Origin of the sequence: Mycobacterium asiaticum (assembly GCF_001668675.1) — a bacterium.
Taxonomy (GTDB): domain Bacteria; phylum Actinomycetota; class Actinomycetes; order Mycobacteriales; family Mycobacteriaceae; genus Mycobacterium; species Mycobacterium asiaticum_D.
Map to the genome: position 1 here is coordinate 1 of NZ_LZKQ01000079.1, position 20,940 is coordinate 20,940.

At 66.8% G+C, this 20,940-nt stretch carries 20 protein-coding genes; 12 read left to right on the forward strand and 8 right to left on the reverse strand.

The genetic code is table 11. The annotated features are described in order from the left end of the window. Nucleotides 1-149 precede the first annotated feature (149 nt). On the forward strand, nt 150-1,931 hold the full coding sequence (sppA, locus tag A9X01_RS07585) for a signal peptide peptidase SppA (protein WP_065120160.1): 1,782 nt from the start codon (nt 150-152) through the stop codon (nt 1,929-1,931). A 19-nt stretch (nt 1,932-1,950) separates the two neighbouring features. Here the strand turns inward: sppA and A9X01_RS07590 are convergent, their stop codons facing one another. Together A9X01_RS07590 and A9X01_RS07595 are read right to left on the reverse strand one after the other, a co-directional pair. Next, nucleotides 1,951-2,862 (reverse strand): class I SAM-dependent methyltransferase, encoded by a 912-nt coding sequence (locus tag A9X01_RS07590; protein WP_065120161.1) that lies wholly within the window; start codon nt 2,860-2,862, stop codon nt 1,951-1,953. Nucleotides 2,863-2,877: 15 nt separating this feature from the next. Next, complete coding sequence (locus tag A9X01_RS07595; RefSeq protein WP_065120162.1) at nt 2,878-3,831, reverse strand: class I SAM-dependent methyltransferase; 954 nt, start codon at nt 3,829-3,831, stop codon at nt 2,878-2,880. A gap of 110 nt (nt 3,832-3,941) precedes the next feature. Here A9X01_RS07595 and A9X01_RS07600 point away from each other — a divergent pair, with 110 nt between their 5' ends. Continuing rightward, nucleotides 3,942-4,697, forward strand: coding sequence for an SDR family NAD(P)-dependent oxidoreductase (locus tag A9X01_RS07600; protein WP_065120184.1), 756 nt, complete (start codon nt 3,942-3,944; stop codon nt 4,695-4,697). Then, complete coding sequence (locus tag A9X01_RS07605; protein ID WP_065120163.1) at nt 4,694-5,926, forward strand: zinc-dependent alcohol dehydrogenase; 1,233 nt, start codon at nt 4,694-4,696, stop codon at nt 5,924-5,926. The genes A9X01_RS07600 and A9X01_RS07605 overlap by 4 nt, the downstream gene beginning before the upstream one ends. A 23-nt stretch (nt 5,927-5,949) precedes the next feature. Here A9X01_RS07605 and A9X01_RS07610 read toward each other — a convergent pair whose 3' ends face one another. After that, nucleotides 5,950-6,594 (reverse strand): class I SAM-dependent methyltransferase, encoded by a 645-nt coding sequence (locus tag A9X01_RS07610; RefSeq protein WP_436405243.1) that lies wholly within the window; start codon nt 6,592-6,594, stop codon nt 5,950-5,952. Nucleotides 6,595-6,668: 74 nt separating this feature from the next. Between A9X01_RS07610 and A9X01_RS07615 the strand changes: the two genes are divergently transcribed. The 3 genes from A9X01_RS07615 to A9X01_RS07625 all read left to right on the forward strand — a co-directional run bounded on the left by A9X01_RS07615 (nt 6,669) and on the right by A9X01_RS07625 (nt 9,393). Next, the gene (locus A9X01_RS07615) at nt 6,669-7,520 is read left to right on the forward strand and encodes a helix-turn-helix transcriptional regulator (protein ID WP_065120165.1); all 852 of its coding nucleotides are present in this window, start codon (nt 6,669-6,671) and stop codon (nt 7,518-7,520) included. Between the two features lie 116 nt (nt 7,521-7,636). After that, nucleotides 7,637-8,170 carry a TetR/AcrR family transcriptional regulator gene (locus A9X01_RS07620; protein ID WP_065120166.1) on the forward strand — a complete coding sequence of 178 codons (534 nt, stop codon included), beginning with the start codon at nt 7,637-7,639 and terminating at the stop codon, nt 8,168-8,170. Next, nucleotides 8,167-9,393: a cytochrome P450 gene (locus A9X01_RS07625; RefSeq protein WP_065120167.1), complete on the forward strand. Its 1,227-nt coding sequence runs from the start codon at nt 8,167-8,169 to the stop codon at nt 9,391-9,393. Before A9X01_RS07620 ends, A9X01_RS07625 begins: the two co-directional genes overlap by 4 nt. Here A9X01_RS07625 and A9X01_RS07630 read toward each other — a convergent pair. After that, nucleotides 9,390-10,298 (reverse strand): MBL fold metallo-hydrolase, encoded by a 909-nt coding sequence (locus tag A9X01_RS07630; RefSeq protein WP_065120168.1) that lies wholly within the window; start codon nt 10,296-10,298, stop codon nt 9,390-9,392. The genes A9X01_RS07625 and A9X01_RS07630 overlap by 4 nt on opposite strands. 11 nt (nt 10,299-10,309) lie before the next feature. Beyond that, complete coding sequence (locus A9X01_RS07635) at nt 10,310-11,206, reverse strand: LysR family transcriptional regulator (protein ID WP_065120169.1); 897 nt, start codon at nt 11,204-11,206, stop codon at nt 10,310-10,312. Between the two features lie 70 nt (nt 11,207-11,276). Here A9X01_RS07635 and A9X01_RS07640 point away from each other — a divergent pair, with 70 nt between their 5' ends. Next, nucleotides 11,277-11,993, forward strand: a complete 717-nt coding sequence (locus A9X01_RS07640) for an SDR family oxidoreductase (protein WP_065120170.1) — start codon at nt 11,277-11,279, stop codon at nt 11,991-11,993. A gap of 22 nt (nt 11,994-12,015) precedes the next feature. Here the strand turns inward: A9X01_RS07640 and A9X01_RS07645 are convergent, their stop codons facing one another. Further along, on the reverse strand, nt 12,016-12,606 hold the full coding sequence (locus tag A9X01_RS07645) for a TetR/AcrR family transcriptional regulator (protein WP_065120171.1): 591 nt from the start codon (nt 12,604-12,606) through the stop codon (nt 12,016-12,018). Between the two features lie 153 nt (nt 12,607-12,759). Between A9X01_RS07645 and A9X01_RS07650 the strand changes: the two genes are divergently transcribed. The 4 genes from A9X01_RS07650 (at nt 12,760) to A9X01_RS07665 (ending at nt 17,735) form a co-directional block, all read left to right on the forward strand. Beyond that, entirely contained in the window at nt 12,760-14,253 is a 1,494-nt protein-coding gene (locus tag A9X01_RS07650; protein ID WP_065120172.1) for a flavin-containing monooxygenase, read from the forward strand. A 58-nt stretch (nt 14,254-14,311) separates the two neighbouring features. Beyond that, on the forward strand, nt 14,312-15,100 hold the full coding sequence (locus A9X01_RS07655) for an alpha/beta hydrolase (RefSeq protein ID WP_172832463.1): 789 nt from the start codon (nt 14,312-14,314) through the stop codon (nt 15,098-15,100). A gap of 168 nt (nt 15,101-15,268) precedes the next feature. Continuing rightward, entirely contained in the window at nt 15,269-16,126 is an 858-nt protein-coding gene (locus tag A9X01_RS07660; RefSeq protein ID WP_301336924.1) for an SAM-dependent methyltransferase, read from the forward strand. Nucleotides 16,127-16,175: 49 nt separating this feature from the next. Next, the gene (locus tag A9X01_RS07665) at nt 16,176-17,735 is read left to right on the forward strand and encodes a GMC family oxidoreductase (RefSeq protein ID WP_436405244.1); all 1,560 of its coding nucleotides are present in this window, start codon (nt 16,176-16,178) and stop codon (nt 17,733-17,735) included. 175 nt (nt 17,736-17,910) lie between these two features. Here A9X01_RS07665 and A9X01_RS07670 read toward each other — a convergent pair whose 3' ends face one another. Then, a complete protein-coding gene (locus A9X01_RS07670; RefSeq protein WP_065120175.1) occupies nt 17,911-18,561 on the reverse strand; it encodes an L-fuculose-phosphate aldolase in 651 nt (216 codons plus the stop codon). Beyond that, the gene (locus A9X01_RS07675; protein ID WP_065120176.1) at nt 18,558-19,547 is read right to left on the reverse strand and encodes an NAD(P)-dependent oxidoreductase; all 990 of its coding nucleotides are present in this window, start codon (nt 19,545-19,547) and stop codon (nt 18,558-18,560) included. The genes A9X01_RS07670 and A9X01_RS07675 overlap by 4 nt, the downstream gene beginning before the upstream one ends. Before the next feature lie 30 nt (nt 19,548-19,577). Here A9X01_RS07675 and A9X01_RS07680 point away from each other — a divergent pair, with 30 nt between their 5' ends. After that, entirely contained in the window at nt 19,578-20,924 is a 1,347-nt protein-coding gene (locus A9X01_RS07680) for a xylulokinase (RefSeq protein ID WP_065120177.1), read from the forward strand. The last annotated feature ends 16 nt before the right edge of the window (nt 20,925-20,940 follow it).

The window sequence follows — 20,940 nt, forward strand, 5'->3', positions numbered from 1 at the left end:
CCCCCCCCCCCCCCCCCCCCCGGGGGGGGGGGGGGGGGGGGCGCCCCCCCCCCCCCCCCCCCCCCGCGGGGGGGGGGGGGGGGGGCGGCCCCCCCCCCCCCCCCCCCCGCCAACACGCGCCCACTCGGGCGGTCGGTACGCTGGCAAACATGTTCGCCTTTCTGCCTACGCTGCCCGGCCTCGACGATGTGCGCGCCCTCGTCGGCCGGGTCGACACCGCTCGACACCACGGCGTACCCAACGGCTGTGTGCTGGAGCTGAACCTGCGCAGCGCCCCGCCGGAGACGACGGGCTTCGACCCGCTGACGCTGATCACCGGCGGCGGACGCCAGCTGGCGCTGCGTGACGCGGTCGCGGCGATCCACCGCGCTGCCGAGGACCCCCGGGTCGCCGGCCTGATCGCCCGGGTACAGCTGCCGCCCTCGCCGATCGCGGCGGTGCAGGAGTTGCGCGATGCCATCGCGGCGTTCAGCGCGGTCAAGCCCTCGCTGGCCTGGGCTGAGACCTATCCCGGCACACTGTCCTACTACCTGGCCTCAGCGTTCCGCGAGGTGTGGATGCAGCCCTCCGGCGACGTCGGGTTGATCGGGTTCGCCAGCCACGCCATGTTCCTGCGCGATGCCCTGGAGAAAGCGGGTATCGAAGCACAATTCATCGCAAAGGGCGAATACAAGTCGGCAGCAAACCTTTTCACCGAGGGCGGCTTCACCGAGGCGCATCGCGAGGCGGTCACCCGGATGCTGGAAAGCCTGCAATCCCAGGTGTGGCAGGCGGTTTCGGAATCCCGCAAGGTCGATGTCGGGGTGCTCGACGAGTTGGCCGACCGCGCCCCGTTGCTGCGGGACGCCGCGCTCGAATCCGGTTTGGTGGACCGGATCGGATTCCGCGACGAGGCTTATGCCCGCATAGCGGAATTGGTCGGCGTCAGTCCCGCGGAGTATGAAGACGCCGACGACAAACCACCGCGCATGTATCTGGCGCGCTACGCCGGTGCCGCCCGGTCGCGGCTGGCGCCGCCGGTGCCGTCCATGCCGGGACGCCGGGCCAAGCCGACGATCGCCGTTGTCACCCTCGAGGGCGCGATCGTCAACGGCCGGGGTGGACCGCAGGGCTTGCCGATCGGGCCGTCCAGCGCCGGCGGCGACACCATCGCGGCGGCGCTGCGTGAAGCGGCGGCCCAGGAGTCGGTGTCGGCGATCGTGCTACGGGTGGACAGCCCCGGTGGCTCGGTGACGGCGTCGGAAACCATCTGGCGCGAGGTGCTGCGGGCCCGCGAGCGCGGCAAGCCGGTGGTGGCGTCGATGGGTTCGGTCGCGGCGTCCGGGGGTTACTACGTCTCGATGGGCGCGGACGCGATCGTGGCCAATCCGGGCACCATCACCGGTTCCATCGGCGTCATCACCGGCAAGCTGGTGGTGCGTGACCTGAAGGACCGCCTCGGTGTCAGCTCCGACACCGTGCGAACCAACGCCAACGCCGACGCCTGGTCCATCGACGCGCCGTTCACTCCGGAACAGCAGGCCATCCGCGAGGCCGAGGCAGACCTGTTCTACAACGACTTCGTGCAGCGGGTTGCCGACGGTCGCAATTTGACCACCGACGACGTGGAAGTCGTTGCCCGAGGCCGGGTCTGGACGGGTGCCGACGCGCTTGAGCGCGGTCTGGTCGACGAACTCGGTGGTCTGCGGACCGCGGTGCGCCGCGCCAAGGTGCTGGCCGGGCTGGACCCGGACGACGAGGTCCGGGTGCTCAGCTATCCCGGCTCGTCGCTGCTGGACATGGTGCGCCGGACGTCGTCACAGCCCGCCGCGGCGTCGCTGCCCGACGCGGTGGGGGCGCTGCTCGTCCGGTCCGTGCTGGGCGTCATCGAACAAGCGGGCCAGACGTTGGGCGGCGCCAATGTGCTGTGGCTGGGCCCGTCGCGCTTCTGATTCCCAGCGGGGCACACTGTCAGCGCAACGCGCCGCTGATGAAGATGATCTCACCGAGTGGGTCGTCGTCTTCGGTGGCCGGAACGGGTAAGCCGTTGTGGCGGAACAGGTCGGTGCGGGTAACGCCGTCGACTTCCCATCCCTTGCCGCGCAGATAGTCGAGCACATGGTTGCGCTCGCCGGAGTAGACCAGCGACGCCATGTCGACGTCGAGACCGTGATTGCGCAACGAACCGGACATCTCGCGTACCCGGTCGGCGTCGAAATCGATGATGCCGGGCACGAATTCGGTCGCTACGGTGCTGCCGGGCGCACTGAGTGCGGTGATGTTGTCGAAGAGCCGGTCCTGGGCGTCCGGCGGTAAGTAGATCAGGAGTCCCTCGGCAAGCCACGCGGTCGGTTTCGTCGCGTCCAGACCGGCCGCCTGCAACGCCGCCGGCCAGTCGCCCCGCAGATCGATCGCCACCGGGCGCCGCGTGGCGGTGGGTTCAGCGCCGATGCCGGCCAGTGTCGTCGTCTTGAACTCGATCACCTGCGGCTGGTCGATCTCGTAGACCACGGTGCCGTCCGGCCACGGCAACCGGTAGGCTCGCGCGTCCAGCCCGGACGCCAGGATGACGGCCTGACGCACCCCGTGGGTGGTGGCGTTCGCAAAGTACTCGTCAAAGTACTTGGTGCGTACCCCCATTCCGTTGATCATCGCCTGCATGCGGTCGGGCGAAAAATTCTCGAAGGACTCGAGTTCGAGCTCACCGTCGATCATCTTGGTGAAGAAGTCCACCCCTACCGCGCGAACCAGCGGGTCGGCGAACGGATCGTCGATCAAGCCGTCGGGGGACTTGGTCGCCAGTGCGCGCCCCGCGGCCACCATGGTCGCGGTGGCACCGACGCTCGATGCGAGGTCCCAGTTGTCGTCGTGAGCGCGTGCCATACCCGTCCCGTCTGCTCAATGTGTCTTGTACAGCGTGCCACTGATGTACAACATCTCCACCGCGGGTACGTCTTCCTCGGGCTGTGGTGAAAGGCCGTTGATCGCACGTAGTTCCGGCAGCGGGATGCTGGTCATCAGCCAACCGCGGTCGGACAGGTAGGCCGCGGCCTTGTTGCGGTCACCGAAGTATACGAGCGTGGTCATATCCAGATCGAGCCCGTGCGCACGCCAACGCTGCGAGACGGTCCGCATGCGCTCCCGCAACCGGTCCTCGTCCCCGTCGTCGACCCTGTTCATGCTTTCGCTGGCGATCCTGCTGCCCAACGCGCTGAGCCCAGTAACGGTGTCCAGCAAGCGGTCTTGGGCATCCGGCGGCAGATAACCGAGCAAGCCTTCAGCACTCCACGCGGTCGGCAGCGCGGGGTCGAAGCCCGCTGCGCGCAAGGCGGCGGGCCAGTCGTCGCGCAGGTCCACCGCGACCGTGCGGCGATCGGCGCGTGGGTGGGCGCCCAAATCGGCCATGGTGCGTGACTTGAACTCGATGACTTGCGGTTGGTCGACTTCGTAGACGACGGCTCGCGCGGGCCAGGGCAGCCGGTACGCACGCGAGTCCAGTCCCGCGGCAAGGATCACGGCCTGGGTGATGCCGGCGCGGGCCGCATCCAGAAAGAACTCGTCGAAGAATTTGGTGCGGACGGCCATGTTGTCGGCGGCGGCGGTTACCGCGGTGAAGGGGCGCTCGGGGTCGTCGTCGAGGTCGGCGGCACTGAGTTCGCCGGTCGCCAGCCGGGTGAGCACGTCGATGCCGACGGCCCGCACCAGCGGCTCGGCGAACGGGTCGTCAATGAGCGGGTTTTCGCCGTGGGTCGCCATTGCGCGCGCCGCTGCGACCATGGTGGCGGTCACTCCGACGCTGGACGCCAGATCCCAGCTGTCTCCCTCGTATCGTGCGGAACCGGAGGACGTCATGCAGTGCCTCATTCGCCAAGTAGCCGTTGATCTTTAGCCAACGTAACAAACTTTGACCAGCAAAGTGGCTGCGGGTCGGCCGGCTTCGCGGCAACCTGTAACCCATGACTCTGGCAGGCAAGCGAGTGCTCATCACGGGGGCTTCATCGGGTGTCGGGGCGGCGCTGGCGAGGGCGGTGGCCGCGCAGGGGGCGGTGGTGGGCCTGATCGCCCGCCGGGAGGACCGGCTGGCCGACGTCCTCGCCGACTGTCGCGCGGACTCGCCCGAGTCGGTGATGTGGGTCGCCGATCTCGCGGACGGGGTGGCGGCGAGCCGGCTGGCCTTGCAGGCGTGGCATGCGCTGGGCGGCATCGACGTGCTGGTGAACAACGCGGCGGTGCCCAAGCGCCGGGCCGTGACTGCGCTCAAACCCGACGAGGTCGAGGGCGTGATGCGGGTCAACTTCTTCGCGCCGATGCGGCTGTCGCTGGCGCTACTGCCGCGCATGCTGGCCCGCCGTTCGGGCGTCATCGTCAACGTGGCCAGCGTCGCGGGACGACTGGGTATCGTCAACGAAACAGCCTATTGTGCAAGCAAATTCGCACTATCCGGGTGGAGCGAGGCCATGGCGATGGATCTGGCGGGCACCGGAGTTTCGGTGAAACTGATCCAGCTTGGTCCCGTAGACACCGAGATCTGGGATCGTCCCGAAAACGACGAACCCCGCTACCAGGGCCCGAAGGTGGCACCCGAGGAAGCCGCGGCGGGCATCGTCGCGGCACTGGACAGCGAGCGCTTCGAGCACTATCTGCCGGATCTGAAGGCCGTGGTCGATGCGAAGAACGCGGACCTCGATGCGTTCATCGCCGGCATGGCACAGCAATGAGAGCGCTGGTCTACGGGGTGCCGCCCGAGGACGTCGGGGTTCCCGAGCACGCGGGTCCGCTGGTACAGAACCTGGCCCGCACCCCCACGGGATTGCGAGATATGCCGGATCCCGTTCTGCCGCATGAGGATTGGGTGATCGCCCGACCGCTGTTGACCGGCATCTGCGGGTCGGACTCCAAGCAGATTCTGCTGGACTTCGGCGCCGACGCTGCCGACAACGCCCTGGCCGCGTTCTGCTCCTTCCCGCAGGTGATGGGCCACGAGGTGGTCGCCGAGGTGGTCGAGCTGGGGCCGCGGGCCAGGGGCCTCGAAGCGGGCCAGCGGGTGGTGCTCAACCCGTGGCTGTCGTGCGGACCCCGTGGCATAGCGCCGCCGTGTCCCGCCTGCGAAAGCGGCGACTACAGCCTGTGTTGGAGCTTCACCGACGGTGACATCAAGCCCGGCATTCACACCGGGCTGTCGGCCGATGTCACCGGTGGATACGCCGAATTGATGCCGGCCCATGACAGCATGCTTTTTCCCGTTCCGGATTCGATACCGGACGAGGCCGCGGTGTTCGCCGACCCGTTCTCGGTTTCCCTGCATGCGATCACCCGCCACCCACCGCCCCGTTCGGGTCGGGCCCTGGTGTATGGCGCCGGTTCGCTCGGCCTGTGCGCGGTCGCCATCTTGGGGGCCCTGTACCCGGACGTGGCGGTGGCCGTCGTGGCGCGGTTTGATGCTCAAGCCGAGCTGGCCGGACACTTCGGTGCCGCCAAAGTCCTTGCGCACGAACCACGATCGGTCCTCATCGAGGAGCTCGTCGCCTGGGGCGGCGGCCGGTTGCGCCAACCGTTACTGGGCTTGCCGATGGCCCATCCCGGCGCCGTCGACGTCGTCTATGACACCGTGGGCAAGCCGGAGACATTCGAGGTCGGGGTGCGGGTGCTACGCGCGCGGGGGACGCTGGTCAAGGCCGGGGTGCACGCGCCCGGCCGCTGGGAGTGGAGCCCGCTGTACTTCAAGGAGATCAGCTGGGTCGGCTCCAACGCCTTCGGCGTCGAGGAAGTCGACGGTCGGCGCAGGCATGCCATCGAGCACTACCTCGATCTGGTGACGGCCGGCCGCATCGATCTGCGGCCCATGCTCACGCACACGTTCCGGCTGGAGCGGTGGCGGGAGGCGTTTCTGGCAATAGCCGACCAGGGCGAAAGCGGTGCGGTGAAGGTGGCGATCGACCAGCGCTGAGCGTGCGCGCCCGGCGAGCGTGACTACGCCGGACGTGTCGCCCGGTAGTAGCTCAGCTGCCCGACGATCCGCTGCCGGTGGGAGGCGACTTCGGTGCAGTCGAAGCCCGCGTCGCGCAGCAACCGCGGGATCGCGTCGCCGAAGTTGCCCGCCGCGTGATGGTTGTGCCGGATGAGTCGCGACATCAGGCCCCCGCTGTGCGCGTCGCCGCCGATGTCCACCAGGTTCAGCCGACCGCCGGGACGCAACACCCGGTAAATCTCCGCGGCCGCGGCGGTCTTCGCCTCGCTGTCCAGATGGTGCAGCATCATCGACGACAGCACCCGGTCGAACTCGCCGTCGGAATAGGGGAGCCGTTGGGCATAGCCCTCTTCGAAGCGAATCCCGCTCAGCCCGGCGGCTTTTCGTTTCGCCACTTCCAGCATCCGTGGGTCGGGATCGGATCCGGTGACGTCCGCCGAGGGATGGGAGCGCTTGACTTCCAGGGCCAGATTTCCTGTCCCGCAACCGATTTCCAATACCCGGTGACCATCGGAGATATCGGCCTGCGTAACGAGTCGCTGGTAGACGCTCTTGAAACCCATCAGGCGCGCGATCAGGTCGTAAGCCGGCAGGAACGCGTCGTGACCGGTGGCCGGCAGGTAATCATGCGGATGATGTTTGGTCATACCTTCCATGCTGAGCCATTGTTCAGCCGAGCAATTGGGTGATCGTTGCCGAAATTAGGACTATCTTTGGCCATATGGCTCAGCCGGCCCGTCTCGTCCAGCACTGCGGCGGCGTACCCGTCTACCGGTACCGGACCGGCCCGGACACACCTCCGGTGTCGGTCGCCCGGCACGACGAACTCGTCGAACCCCGGCCACACATCCACGACTTTCCCGCGCTCTGGTACGTCGCCCCCACGGGAATGGTGTACGTGGCGGCGCCAGGCACGGTCCTCGATCCGAGCCAGGTGGTTCCCGCGGAAGACGGGGTTGCGGTGTTCTTCGACCCGGCCGCGCTCGGCGAGGATGCGCGGTCGCCGTGGCCGGCCTGGCGAACCCACCCCCTGCTGTTCCCGTTCCTGCACGGGCAGTCGGGTGGCGTGCTGGCGCTGGAGGTGCCGGTGGCCCGGCGAGCGGCCTGGGATGACACGATCCGATCGATCGAAACGGAGTTGACCCAGCGTCTGCAGGGCTCTCGACAGGCCGCGCTGGCGCACTTGACCCTTCTGCTGATCGAACTGGCGCGTTTGGCCGGCGACGTGGTGGCCGATCTACGGCGTAGCGGGGAGCCGCTGCTGGCCGAGGTGTTCGAAGTGATCGACAGGCGGCTCGGTGAGCCGTTGTCGCTGCGCGACGTCGCCAGTGAGGTAGGCATGACACCCGGGCACCTGACCACGGTGGTGCGCCGTCGCACCGGACGAACAGTGCAGGAGTGGATCATCGAACGCCGGATGGCCGAAGCGCGCGAACTGTTGACCGAGACCGATCTTCCCGTCGGTGAGGTGGCCAGGCGCGTCGGCATCGCCGATCCCGGGTATTTCAGCCGCTTGTTCGGCCGGACCCACGGTGGCACGCCCCGCCAGTGGCGCGCGCGGCAGAGCCGCTGATCGGCAGATCGGTCGGTGCGCTGACGACCTAGCGACGCAGCCGTCCATCGCAGGCGTTGACAGCCTTTGTCGAACACTGTTCTAATCAGAACGCTGTTCGAAACGGGGGTGCTTGGATGGAGACGCCGGTGCTGCGGTACGGCGCACTTGACCGCGCGCACCTGACCAAGCACCTGTGGCAGATGGCCAAGCGCGTGGGTGTCAAACAGGTGACGATCCGTGCCCTGGCGGCAGAGGCAGGCACCCGCCCGTCGTCGGTGTACTACCACGTGCGCGACAAGAGTGAACTGCTCGATTTGCTGATCGAATCGGTGCTGGCGCAGATCGAAGTGCCTCAGAAAGGTGACTGGGAGTCGAGACTGGTTGCGCTCTACACGAACGCCTTCAAGGTGCTCAACGAGGTCCCGGGCATCGCGGGCCTGCTCCAGGAACACCCACACACTGCAGCGGCCACCGAGATGGATCGTGCGTCCCGCAGCATTCTGCACCAGTCCGGCTTGCCGAAGAGAGATTTCGAGGCGGCTCATGCCACGCTCTACGTGCACCTGCTGGGTTCGGTGCAGCTTGCACACCTGGGTGCGCTCGGCGACCAGACATTCAGCTATGGGTTGCGGGTGATTCTGAACGGACTGCGCAAGGAAATCAAATGACGGAAACCACAATCGATCTCGCTCATCCGGATGTTTGGGCGTCGTCCTTCCCGGAGGACCTCTTCGCGCAGTTGCGGACCCGTACACCGGTGTTTCACCAACAGCTCACCGATGACGTCAAGTCGGCGGTGGGGCGCGAGTTCTGGGTGTGCACCAAGCACGCCGACGTGGCCCGGGTGCACCGCGACCATGAATCGTTCACCGCCACAAGGGGTCCGCTGATCCAGGATGTCCCGCTGTTCGACGCTTACCCGGCGATCGTCAGCCTGGACCCGCCGGATCACACCATCCGTCGCCGGGTCATCACCCGTGCCTTCACGCCACGCGCGGTAGCCAAGTTGGAGGACGGGATTCGTGCCCGGGCCGCCGCGATGGCCGGCGAGTTGCTGAGCAACGGTGGCGGTGAGTTCGTCAATCTCGCCGCGGGGCTGCCGATCTCGGTGATCGGCGACATCGTGGGTATCCCCGAGGCGGATCGGCCCCGGGTTTTCGGCCTGATCGATCGGGTGTTGAAGAGTGCCGGGGCGCAGATGTCGGTGCCCGACGGCGAGGACCTCATGCCGTTCATGGAACTGTTCCAATACGCCAGCGAGTTGACGGCGCAGAAGCGGGCACATCCGGTCGACGACATCTGGAGCGCGCTGTGTACGACCGAGATCACCTCGGAATCCGGGGATCGCTTCCTGCTGCCGGCCAACGAGTTGGAGATCTTCTTCTTCATCCTCGGCTTGGCCGGCGCCGACACGACCCGCAATGCGCTGTGTGACGGCATCCGCGCATTCGTGGCCAACCCCGACCAGATCGCCGTCTATCGGTCCGACCCACAATCGCGGCCGACCGCGGTCGAAGAGGTGATCCGCTATTCCACGCCGATCATCTTCTGGGTGCGCGGCGCGACCAAGAACGTGCGTCTCGGGGACGTGCTGATCCCGGGGGGTGCGCGAGTGGTCACCATGCTGCGCTCGGCGAACCGGGACGAGGACGTCTTCGCCGATCCCTACCGGTTCGACATCCGCCGGGATCCCAACCCGCACCAGTCTTTCGGGGGCGGGGGTGCCCATCACTGCCTGGGCGCGATGCTGGCCCGCGCCGAGGTGCGGGCGGCACTCGACGAAATCCTGTTGCACACCAACACGATCGAACTCGGCGAGCCGCAACTGCAGTTGCCCAATTTGTGCAACAACATGACCGTGTACGAGTCCCTGCCGATCGGGCTGAGTTAGAGCTTTTCGAGATCCAGCCAGCGGTCGATGTCGAACCCGTCGTCGGTCGCGCGCAGTGTCGCGCCGCCGTGGCCGGGATAGTGAGCGGGAATGACGGCAGCTCCGGCGTGGACGGATTCGGTGAAGATGCGGCGCCGGGTTTCCGCGGCCGCGGCTGCGTCGACGTCGAAGGCGCAGGCGTCGAACGGGCGGCGCACCTGCAGCGGGCTGTGCGTGAGGTCGCCGACGAACACCGCCGGCTCACCCGCGTCCAGCCACAGCACCGAGGAACCCGGCGTGTGGCCCGGCGCCGGCCGCAGTCGCAGTGATGGGCTGATCTGGTAGTCGTCCGACCACTGGACGAGCTGTCCCGACCGATCGATGGGCAGGATGCTGTCCTCGAACACCAGACGGTCGGCTTGCTGGGCAGCCTCCTCCTCCGCGGTGCGCGGCGGCTGTCGGGCCGCACGCCCGTCGGGTTCGAAATACCGGTAATCCAGCGCGGGCACCAGGTACCGCGCGTTGGGGAACGTCGGGACCCAAACCCCGTTGTCCAACAACGTGTTCCACCCCACATGGTCGGAGTGGACGTGGGTGTTGACCACCACGTCGACGGCGTGCCGGTCGAGGCCCGCCTCGTGGAGGGTGGTCAGGAATGCGGTGTTCAGATGGTCCAGCGGCGGCATCTGGGGACGGGTGCGGTCATTGCCGACGCCGGTGTCCACCACCACGACGAGCCCGTCCACCTCGACCACCCAGCTCTGAATTGCGATGTGGCACTTTTGGTGGTCGGGATCGAAGAAGTCCGGCATCAGCAGGTCGGCGTTGTCGCGCCAGCCCGCCGCCGGTGTGCCCGGAAAGACTCGGGTGGGCAGATCGAAGCGCAACTCCACCACCCGTGTCAGGGCGGCACGTCCGAGGTTCATCGGGACCTATGTTATTCGCGTGCGGCCGGGTCGATCGTCTGCCCGGCACACGCCAGCGCGGCCGCGATGAACTCGTCGCGAGCCGCATCCGCCACCGTGTCGTCCCACGCCAGTACCACCTTGCTGGGCGGGAGATCGTCGGCCGGCAGCACCCGCAGGTCAGGTCGCCGGTAGGCGTTGGCCGTCGAGCGCGGCAGCACCGCGAAACCGGCTCGCGCGGCGACCATTTCAAGTTTTTGCTCCACGCCGCTGACCGACGACAGCACGGCCTGGCGGCGCAGTTCCGGGCTGGCGACCGCGTACCATTCGGGCACGGATGCCGGGTTTTGCAGCAGGCGCCGCGACGCGAGGTCGGCCAGCGATACCGATCCCCGTGCGACCAGCGGATCGTCGGCGGGCAGCACCACGTCGCGCGGTTCCTCCAGCAGTGGCGCGGTCGTCAGTCCCGAAAGGTCGAACGGAGAACGGGCGTAGACCACCTGCGCGTCGCCGCGGCGGATCACCTCGGCCTGCTCGCCCCAGTTCACCGGCACGATCACCACCCGCCGCGCCGGATCTACCGCCTCGAAGGCACGGGCCGCCGCGGTCGCCAGCAGGCCGGGTAACACACCGACGGTGACCACGATGGCGGGCGCTTCCGCGCGTGACAGCCGGTGCCGCATCGCCTGGACCTCCGTGAGCAGAAACCTTCCGTCTTCGAGCAGCCGTGACCCGGCGGCGGTCAGTGTGGTGCCCCGGGTGTCCCGGTCGAGCAGCTTGACGCCCAGGTCGCGCTCGAGCGAGCGGATCTGGCGTGATAGCACCGGCTGGGCGATGTGCAGGCGTGCCGCCGCGCGTCCGAAATTGAGTTCCTCCGCCACCGCGACGAAGTAGCGCAGCTTGCGCATGTCCAGGTCGGCGGAGGTCATACCCAAAGGGTATCGCTACCGGACGAAAAGAGTCTTGGACGAGTGAAGCGTCCGCGTCGAACCTGGACGCATGAGCTTGCGCAACCAACGTGTCCTGATCATCGGCGGGACGTCGGGCATCGGGCTCGCCGTGGCCGCGGCGGTCGCCGACCGCGGCGCGACGCCCATCGTCGCCTCGCGCCGCAGCTCGAGTGTGGAGCGCGCGCTGGCCGCGCTGCCCACCGACGCACGGGGCGCCACAGTTGATCTCGCCGACCCATCTTCCATCGAGCGGCTGGCGGATCAGGTGGGGCCCGTCGACCATCTGGTCTACACCGCGGGCGAGCCGCTGGAGTTGGTCCCGCCGGCGGGGCTGACACCGGAGGTGATCCTTGGCTTCTATCGGACCCGCTTCGTCGGCGCGTGCAGCGCAGTGCGGGTCTTCGGCCCGCGTCTGCCTCCCGGCGGATCGATAACGCTGACCAGTGGATCGGCAAGTGAGCAACCCGAATTCGGCCCGCTGCCGGTGAGCCTGTGTGGCGCGATGAACGCACTGACCGCCGCCCTCGCCGTCGAGCTGGCACCGATACGGGTGAACGCCGTCGCACCGGGTGTGGTGCGCTCGCCGCTGTGGGACTCCATGGGTGATGCCGCCCGCGAGGATATGTTCGCCCAAGCGGCGCAGGGGATTCCGCTGCGCCGGATCGGGGAAGCCGATGAGGTGGCGCGCGCCTACTTGTACTGCATCGAGCAGACCTACTCGACCGGGTCGGTGGTCAAGGTTGACGGTGGCAGCGTCCTCGTCTAGGTCGGTTGTGTGGGCGTCGCGCTTATCTCGCGGATTCGGCGAAGGAAGCGGTGGCGATGCCGCGGATAGCCGCCCGGACCCGGTCGGACACCGCGTCCGCCGATGTGGCGTCGAACTTGCCGTCCAAGTGCAAGAAGGCCAGGCCGTGCACGAGGCTCCACAGGGCGTTGCTCAGAGCCTCCACGTCGGCTCCCGGGAAGCACGCCCGGGCGGCGCCACTTACCAGCTCCCAGATGGCGGCCGTGGCGGCGACCCGTTCGTTGTTCTCCCGCTCACAAGGCTCACCGAACATCAACCGGAACAGGGCTGGGCGGCGCAAGGCGAACTCGACGTAGGCGAGGCCGAGCTCCGCGAGATCTTCTGGGGTACTTGGCGAGGGGTTGGGAGCCGCCATGCTGTCCGCCAGCTCTCGGTAGCCGACGGCGGCGACCGCGGAGACCAGTGCATCGCGGTCCTCATAGTGGCGGTACGGCGCTCCGGGGGAAACCCCGGCGCGGCGTGCCACTGCGCGCAGCGACAGGCCGGCGGGGGTGCCGTCCTCTTCGAGGAGCTCGATCGCCGCACGAACACAAGCGGCGCGCAGGTCGCCGTGATGGTACGTCGAACTCGACATGAGCTAGGTCACACCTTCGGATGTAGACACCGCTTACATCGAGGCTTAATGTAAGCACTGTTCAACAGTTTAGGTCAGTGGCCGGCGGCGTACCGCATCGGGTTCTGCCTCACATTCCGATCAATCGTTCCTGCGAGCCCCGCTGGAGGCGTCGTGAACTCAAATGCCCGTGCCCACAATCAAATTGCCATCGTCGGCGCCGGCTTCGGTGGCATCGCCGTAGCAATCCGGCTGCAACAGGCCGGAATCAACAACTTCGTGGTGATGGATCGCGCCGCAGACATCGGTGGCGTCTGGCGGGACAACACTTATCCGGGCGCCGCCGTCGACATTCAGTGTCAGTTGTACTCATTCTCGTCGGCGCTGAACCCGCAGTGGCGCAACCTGTTCGCCAAGCAGCCAGAAATCTGGAACTACATGCGTGATGTCGTCCGACGGTGCGGGCTGTTGCCCCACCTATTGCTGAATTGTGCTGTCGAAGGGCTGGATTGGGATCCCGTCGAACAGCTTTGGCGAATCCAGACGGTGCTGGGAGAGCGCACCGCCAATCACATTGTCGTCGCCACCGGGGCGCTTGCTGAGCCCAACATTCCACAGCTTCCCGGTATGGACCGCTTTGCCGGCCCGCTGTTTCACTCCGCCCGGTGGGACCACGCGATCGACCTGACCGGCAAGCGCATCGCGGTCATCGGAACAGGTGCGTCGGCAGCGCAATTCATACCAGCCCTACAGCCAAGCGTCGCTCATATGACGGTATTTCAACGAACGCCCGCGTGGGTTCTACCGCGGCACGACCGAGAGATCGGTTCCCGCAAGCAACAGATGTTGGGAGCCCTCCCCGCTCTGCAACGGCTACAGCGGTTGCGCTTCTACCTCAAGCGCGAGCAACTGCTCCTCGGCTTCCGTCATCCCGCATTCCAGAAACCGGCCGAGTTCCTGGCCCGCAAGCACCTTTACGCGCAGGTCGCGGATCCCGAACTGCGGGCAAAGCTGCTTCCCGATTACCGGTTGGGCTGCAAGCGCATCGTCATCTCCGACGAGTACCTCTCCGCGCTCGCCAAGCCCAACGTCACAGTGGTCACTGAGGGCATTCGCGAGATCACCCCGGGCGGCATAATTGACGCCACCGGCGCCGAACATCGGTTCGACACAATAGTTCTGGGGACGGGGTTCAAGACGGATCGGTTGCCGTTGACCGACCGTATCCGCGGTGTCGACGGGATGAGCATGGCGCAAAGGTGGGCGGGCAATCCGACCGCATACCTGGGCATCACGGTCGCCGGGTTTCCCAACTGCTATCTGATCGCCGGCCCCAACACCGGCCTCGGGCATACATCGGTGCTGTACATGTACGAGTCCCAGGCCAACTACATTGCCTCGACCATAAGTTATGCGCGCACCCATTCTGTCGCGGCGCTCGAGCCGACCCGCCACGCTCAAGAGGCGTACACGGCCGAAGTGGACCGGCTCAGCGTCGGAACCGTGTGGTCAAGCGGCGGCTGCAGGAGTTGGTATCTGAACGCCAACGGCCGCAATACCAATCTGTGGCCGGGTGGCACCTTCAGCTACCGGCGGAGAACAAGGCGGTTCGACCCCGACCATTACGTCCTGCGTCATCGGCTCGCGCCCGCGCCGGCGTCACCGTGAGTTTGCGGACGCCCCATCAGGCCATTCGCGGGCATCGACAGGGAAAGCGAGGTCCCGCGTGCTGGAAGTGATCGACAAAGGTGAAACCAGCGAAATGCACCCGTGGCCCTTGTTATTCGTGCATGGTGCATGGCACGGGGCCTGGTGCTGGGACGAGTACTTCCTTGATTTCTTCGCGGGCCGAGGGTTCCGGGTCTTGGCTCTCAGCCTGCGAGGACACGGTGGGAGTCGAGTCGAGAAATCCGTCCGGATATGCTCGATTTCGGAGTTCGTCCGCGATGTGGCCACGGTTGCGCAGCGGCCGCCGCGACCGCCGGCGCCGGTAGGGCATTCCATGGGCGGGTTCGTCGTCCAGAAGTACTTAGAAAGTCACGATGCCCCGGCCGCGGTGCTGATCTCCTCGGCGCCGCCACGTGGTCAGCTCGGCTCCCTGATCCGCGCGCTCCGCCGACATCCCTGGCGTTCAACGAAATTCGCGATAACGGGCCGCCCCGCCGGCCTGTGCGGATCCCCTGCGGGGATCCGGGAGATGTTCTTTGGCAGCCGCGCCCCCGACCATCTGGTGGAGGCGACCGCCGCGCGGCTTCAGCCGGACAGCTTGCGGGCCATGTTTTTCGACATGGTGATCGGCGATCTGGTGGACACCAGAAAGGTCAACACACCGATGCTTGTCATGGGTGGGGCAGGCGACCAGGTCTATTCGGCCCGCGACATCGGACGTACCGCCGCGGCCTATCGGACGTCCCCGGTGTTCATCCCGCACGCGGGGCACGACATCATGCTCGAGCCGGGATGGAGTACGGCGGCCGAGACGATCGAGTCCTGGCTTGGTCAACATGGGCTCTGAATTCGTCCCGGTTCGAATCCGCAGCGGAAAAAGCGAGCGTCGGTGCCGAAAGCTGATGGAGAACACCCGGGTTCAAGTTGGTGCTCCCACTCTGTCCGATATCAACTATCCGAAGGAAGCGCAATTAATGTGAAGGAAGTTCCGACTGGGGTGGGGTGGACGGGTCTGATGACTGCGTACTGCCGCGCGCATGAGTCGCTGCGGAAAGACCGGATGTTCGACGATCCGCTTGCCGCGGCGGTCATTACGACCGTGTACGGGATCGGGTCTGCAACCGATGAACAATTACCGCGCCTGGGACCGGCAACCGATGATGGTTCGTCGAGTCTGTGGAACTTGTTCAGTTTCTATTTCGCACACCGCACGGTCTTTTACGACAACCGTGTGCTGAATGCGATCGACGCGGGGTGCCGACAGATTGTGCTCTTGGGCGCGGGATTCGACGGTCGTGCATTTCGGTTGGGCCTGCCCGGGGAAGCCCGAGTATTCGAGCTCGACCAGGCATCGGTGCTGGCGTTCAAAGAGCAAGTCCTGCTGCAGCACAGTCTTATTCCCCACTGTCATCGAGTCCCGCTAGCGGCCGATCTTCGTGAGGAGATCGCGGACCCACTGATCGCCGCCGGATTTCGACCGGATCAACAAACGCTCTGGATCGCCGAGGGGCTGCTGATGTACTTCACCCAGGCGGAGGCCGACCGACTGCTCGACCGCGTCTCAGCGGTGTCAGCCGTCGGAAGCCATTTCATCAGTGAGTATTTCACTGCCCAATGGAACTTCGAGGACGTCAACTACGAATTGCTGAACGAAAAGGACCGGGCGGTCTGGGACCTCCTGACGTGGGAATTCCCTAGCGATCCGCTGGCCCAGAAGCCCGGAGATTGGCTCGCATCGCACGGGTGGGAGGTGCGAACCTGCACGACGGTCGGCGAATTCGGCCGCGCTGCTCGTCGCGAAGTGCCACCGCAGTTCGCGTCGGCGGACGGCCCAGACATCTGGCTGTTCGACGGCACCAAAGGTGCCGAATGAGGTTTGAGCGTGAACCCAGCCAACTTTTGTCCGAATCAGTCAGGAGAAGATCGTGAATACCGCTTTTGAGCCGCGATACGACGTAATCGTTTGCGGCGCTGGTTCGTCGGGATCGGTGGTCGCCGGTCGGCTGGCCGAGAACCCCGACATCAAGGTCTTGCTGTTGGAGGCCGGCGGCGACGACGACGTCCCCAGCGTGACCGACGCGAGGCAATGGCCGGCCAACCTTGGTAGCGAACGCGATTGGGGTTTCACCTCCGATCCGGACCCGCGGTTGCACGGACGGACTATCCCGTTCTCGATGGGCAAAGTGCTCGGCGGTGGGTCGAGCATCAACCTGATGATCTGGGCGCGGGGACACCGCGACGACTGGGATCACTACGCTGCCGAGTCCGGCGAGCCGGCCTGGGGTTACGAGTCGACCCTCGAGCTGTACCGCCGGATCGAGGATTGGCAGGGTAGCGGTGAGCCCGATCATCGAGGCCGGGGCGGGCCGGTGTTCGTCCAGCCCGCGCCCGACGCGCATCCCCTCGGAGCGGTGACGTTGGAAGCGGCCCGCGCACTGGGGATTCCCACTTACCAGAGTGCCAACGGCCGCCTGATGGAGGAGGCACGCGGTGCTGCCATCACCGACCTGCGCTGGCGGGACGACAAGCGCATATCGGTCTTTCAGACGTACGCCGCTCCGCATCAGCACCAGCCAAACCTGACTGTCGTACCGCACGCCTTGGTCACCCGCGTGATCTTCGAGGGCAACCGGGCCACCGGTGTCGAGGTGGTCCACGCCGGCGAGATCCATCGGGTGGCCGCGGCAGCCGAGGTCGTGTTGTCGCTTGGTGCCATTCACACGCCCAAGGTGCTGATGCAATCCGGCATCGGCGAAGCGGACGAGTTGCGTCGCGTCGGGGTCGACGTCGTCCGTCAAAATCTCCCCGGGGTCGGGCGCAATCTTCAGGACCACTTCGGTTTCGACTGCGTGTGGGAATTTCCCGAGGCCATACCGGGCAGCGTTCAGGTGGGATCGGCATTGTTCTGGGACTCCGGGGCCGCCGAGCTCGGGGGACCGGACTTGTTCGCATGTTCCGGGGCCTTTCCGAAGGCCACGGTTGAGAACGCCGCGAAATTCGTTCTGCCGCAGAACGGTTGGACCTTGTTCGGTTCACCCACCCACCCCAAGAGCCGGGGCCGTATTTGGTTGTCCGGCGGTGACCCGGCAGATCCCATTCGGATCGAAGCCAACGCATTATCGGAGCCCGAGGACCTGAAATCCGCGATCGCCTGCGTTGAAACGCTCCGCGAGATTGGCAACTCCCGCGAGCTTCGACCATTCGTCGCGCGCGAAGTCATGCCGGGTAACCTCGCGGGAGCGGAATTGGAGACCTATCTGCGCAACGCGGTCACCACCTACTGGCACGAATGCGGTACGGCGAAGATGGGCCGCGATTCCATGTCCGTGGTCGACGGACACCTCAAGGTCTACGGCGTCGAAGGGCTGCGCGTCGCCGACGCGTCCATCCTCCCGCGCATCACCGTCGCCAACACCATGGCACCCTGTGTCGTCATCGGTGAACGCGCCGCGGAATTCATCAAAGCCGAACATCGACTGTGAATTCGGCGACGCGGCACCGGCGTGTCGCCTCGCGAAATGCACTGTCGGCGAGCTGCACGGCCCGCCCGCGCTCAACTACCACCCGCTCAGCTCGAGACAGAGACCGAGTGTGGATTTGGCGACGGCACACCGGCGTGTCGCGTCGTGAGGTTCACGCTCGGCGAGCTGGCGCGGATCAGTTGGCGCGCAGGTAGGTGTACACACCCGCGAAGTTGCGGTTGACCTCCTCAGGCACCGGCACCGGACCGCCGAGTGCCCTTGCGCCCCAGGCAATTTGCGCGGTGCGTTCGACCAGCGCGGTGATATGCAACGCTTTGTCCGGTCGCGGACCGACCGCCACCAGCCCGTGGTTGGCGATCAACGCTGCGCCGCGACTGTCCAGCGCCTTGACCGCGTTCGTGCCGACATCGGGTGTGCCGGAGGCGGCGTATTCGGCGCACCGCACGTCACCGCCGCAGTACACCGCGAACTCGTCGATGCACGCGGGGATCGGTTGATGCGCCACCGCGAACATGGTGGCCCAGATGGGGTGGCTGTGGATGACGCTGGCGATGTCGTCGAAGGCGTGATAGCACGCCAGGTGCAACTGCATCTCCGTCGACGGCATGCGACCGTCCTTGGCTTGCAGCACAGTGCCTTCCGGGTCGACCAGCACGAGGTCGTCCAGCTCCATGTCGGCATAGTCGACCGATGACGGGGTGATCACCAGGTTGCCGTCCGAGCGCCGCGCCGAGATGTTGCCGGCGGTGCCTTCGACCAGACCACGGCGCAGCATGTCCTTGGCCGCCGCCAGCACCGAGTGTTCGGCGTTGTCCACAAACTTCACGAGCCCAGCACCTCCGGGTTGACGACATGGGCGGGCGTCTCACCAGACAGCAACGCCGCCAAGTCGTCGGCAACCATCTGTGCCTGCCGGGCTTCAGTGTTCCACGTCGCTCCGCCGATGTGTGGCGTCAGGACCACGTTGGCCATCCCGGTCAGGGGGTGGTCGGTGGGCAGCCATTCGCCGGCGAAGTGGTCCAGACCGGCCGCGGCCACCTTGCCGCTGCACAATGCCTCGACGAGCGCGTCGGTGTCGTGCAGCTGGGCTCGTGCGGTGTTGAGGAAAACCACGCCGTCCCGCATGGCGGCGAACTGCTCGGCGCCGATCATCCCGATGGTCTCGTCGGTGACGGGCGCGTGCAGCGAGACGACATCGGCCTCGTCGAGCAACTCGGCCAGACCGTAGGAGGCCTCGTCGTTGTAAGGGTCGTGGGCGATGACCCGCAGGCCCAATCCGGACAATCGCCACGCCGTGGCCCGGCCCACCGCGCCGAGGCCAACCAGGCCGGCGGTGAGGCCGGCGATCTCCCAACTCCGGAAGCGCTGATACGGAATGGTGCCGTCCCGAAACATGTTGCCGGCGCGCACATCCGCGTCCGCTCGGAGCAGACCGCGGGTGGCGGCCAGCAACAGTGCCACCGTCATTTCCGCGACCGCGTCGGCGTTGCGCGCGGGTGTGTTCAGTACGGGGATGCCGGCCGCGGTGGCACCCGGGATGTCGACGTTGTTCGGATCGCCGCGGGTGGACGCAATGGCCCGCAGCCCCAGCTCGAACACCGGGCCTTTCACCGAATCACTCTCCACCACAACGATATCGGCGCCTTCAGCGGTAATCCGCTCGGCCAGTTGATCGGCGGTGTAGATGCGCAGCGGCGTCCGATCGAACTCGGTTATCCAGGGGTCATAGATCACATCGGCCAACTGCCGAAGCTTGGCAAAGCCCGGTCCGCGCAGCGGGGCGGTCACCAGGGCGCGTGGTCGAGACGTCACGAATGCCAATGCTGGCGTACCGTTGCGCCCGTGTCACGCGCAGACGTCACAATCGGCATCGACGTCGGCACCACCGCGGCCAAGGCGGTCGCGGCCGACGAGGACGGTCGCGTACATGCGCGGGCACGGATTCCGCACCAGCTCCGGGTGCCGGCTCCCGACCGGCTCGAGCACGACGCCGACGAAGCCTGGCGACGTGGTCCGGCGGCCGCGCTCGAAGGGCTGAACCTGCCTGCGGCCACAAAGGTTAGGGCGGTCGCCGTGTCGTCCATGGTGCCCTCGTTGACCGCCGTCGATTCGGACGGGCATGCATTGACGCCGGGGCTGCTCTACGGCGATGTGCGGGGCCGGGTGCCCGAGGCAGCTACCCAACCACTACCGGCGGTGGGTGAGGCGGCCGAGTTCCTGCGCTGGACGGCCGCGGAGGCGCCCGGTGCGGCCGGGTACTGGTCGGCGCCCGCCGTCGCCAATCACGCGTTGGCGGGGGAACCGGTGATCGACTTCGCCACCGCCATCACCTCCCTGCCGTTGTTCGACGGGACCGGGTGGAACGCCGCGGCCTGCGCCGACTGCGGCGCCAGTGTCGAACAGATGCCGCGCGTCGAAACCTTCGGCACACCGATCGGGCAGGTGCGCGGCTCGGGTGCGATGCTCGCGACCGGGGCGATCGACGCCCTCTGCGAGCAAATCGTGGCTGGCGCCGATCAGGACGGCGATGTGCTCGTGTTGTGCGGCACCACACTGATCGTGTGGACGACGATCTCCGCACCGAGGCAGGTGCCGGGATTATGGACGATTCCTCACTCCGCCGCGGGCAAGAGTCAGATCGGCGGGGCCAGCAACGCCGGCGGGATGTTCCTGGGCTGGGTGGATCGCGTTGTCGCGCAGTCTGATCCGATGACGGCTGACCCGCGGCGCGTACCGGTGTGGTTGCCCTACGTTCGCGGCGAGCGGACCCCGTTCCACGATCCGGATCGCCGTGCGGTGCTGGACGGAGCGGACCTCACCCATGATGCCGCTGCACTGCGACGGGCCGCCTACGAAGCGTCCGCCTTCGTCGTCCGGCAAATTCTGGAGTTGAGCGGTGCGCCGGTGCGGCGCATCGTCGCGTCCGGCGGCGGCACCCGGGTTCAGCCGTGGATGCAGGCCATCGCCGACGTCACCGCCCGGCCGGTCGAGCTGTCCGCGGTAGCAGAAGGCGCGGCGCTGGGGGCGGCGTTCCTGGGCCGGATGGCGCTCGGGCTGGAATCCACCATTGCCGACGCGGCGCGGTGGGCGTCGGTGCAGCGCGTCGTCGAGCCCCGTCCCGAGTGGGTGGGTCCCGTCAAGGACCGTTATCGGCGGTTTCTCGAACTCAGCGGATCGAGATTGGCGTAGCGACAAGCAAGGGGTG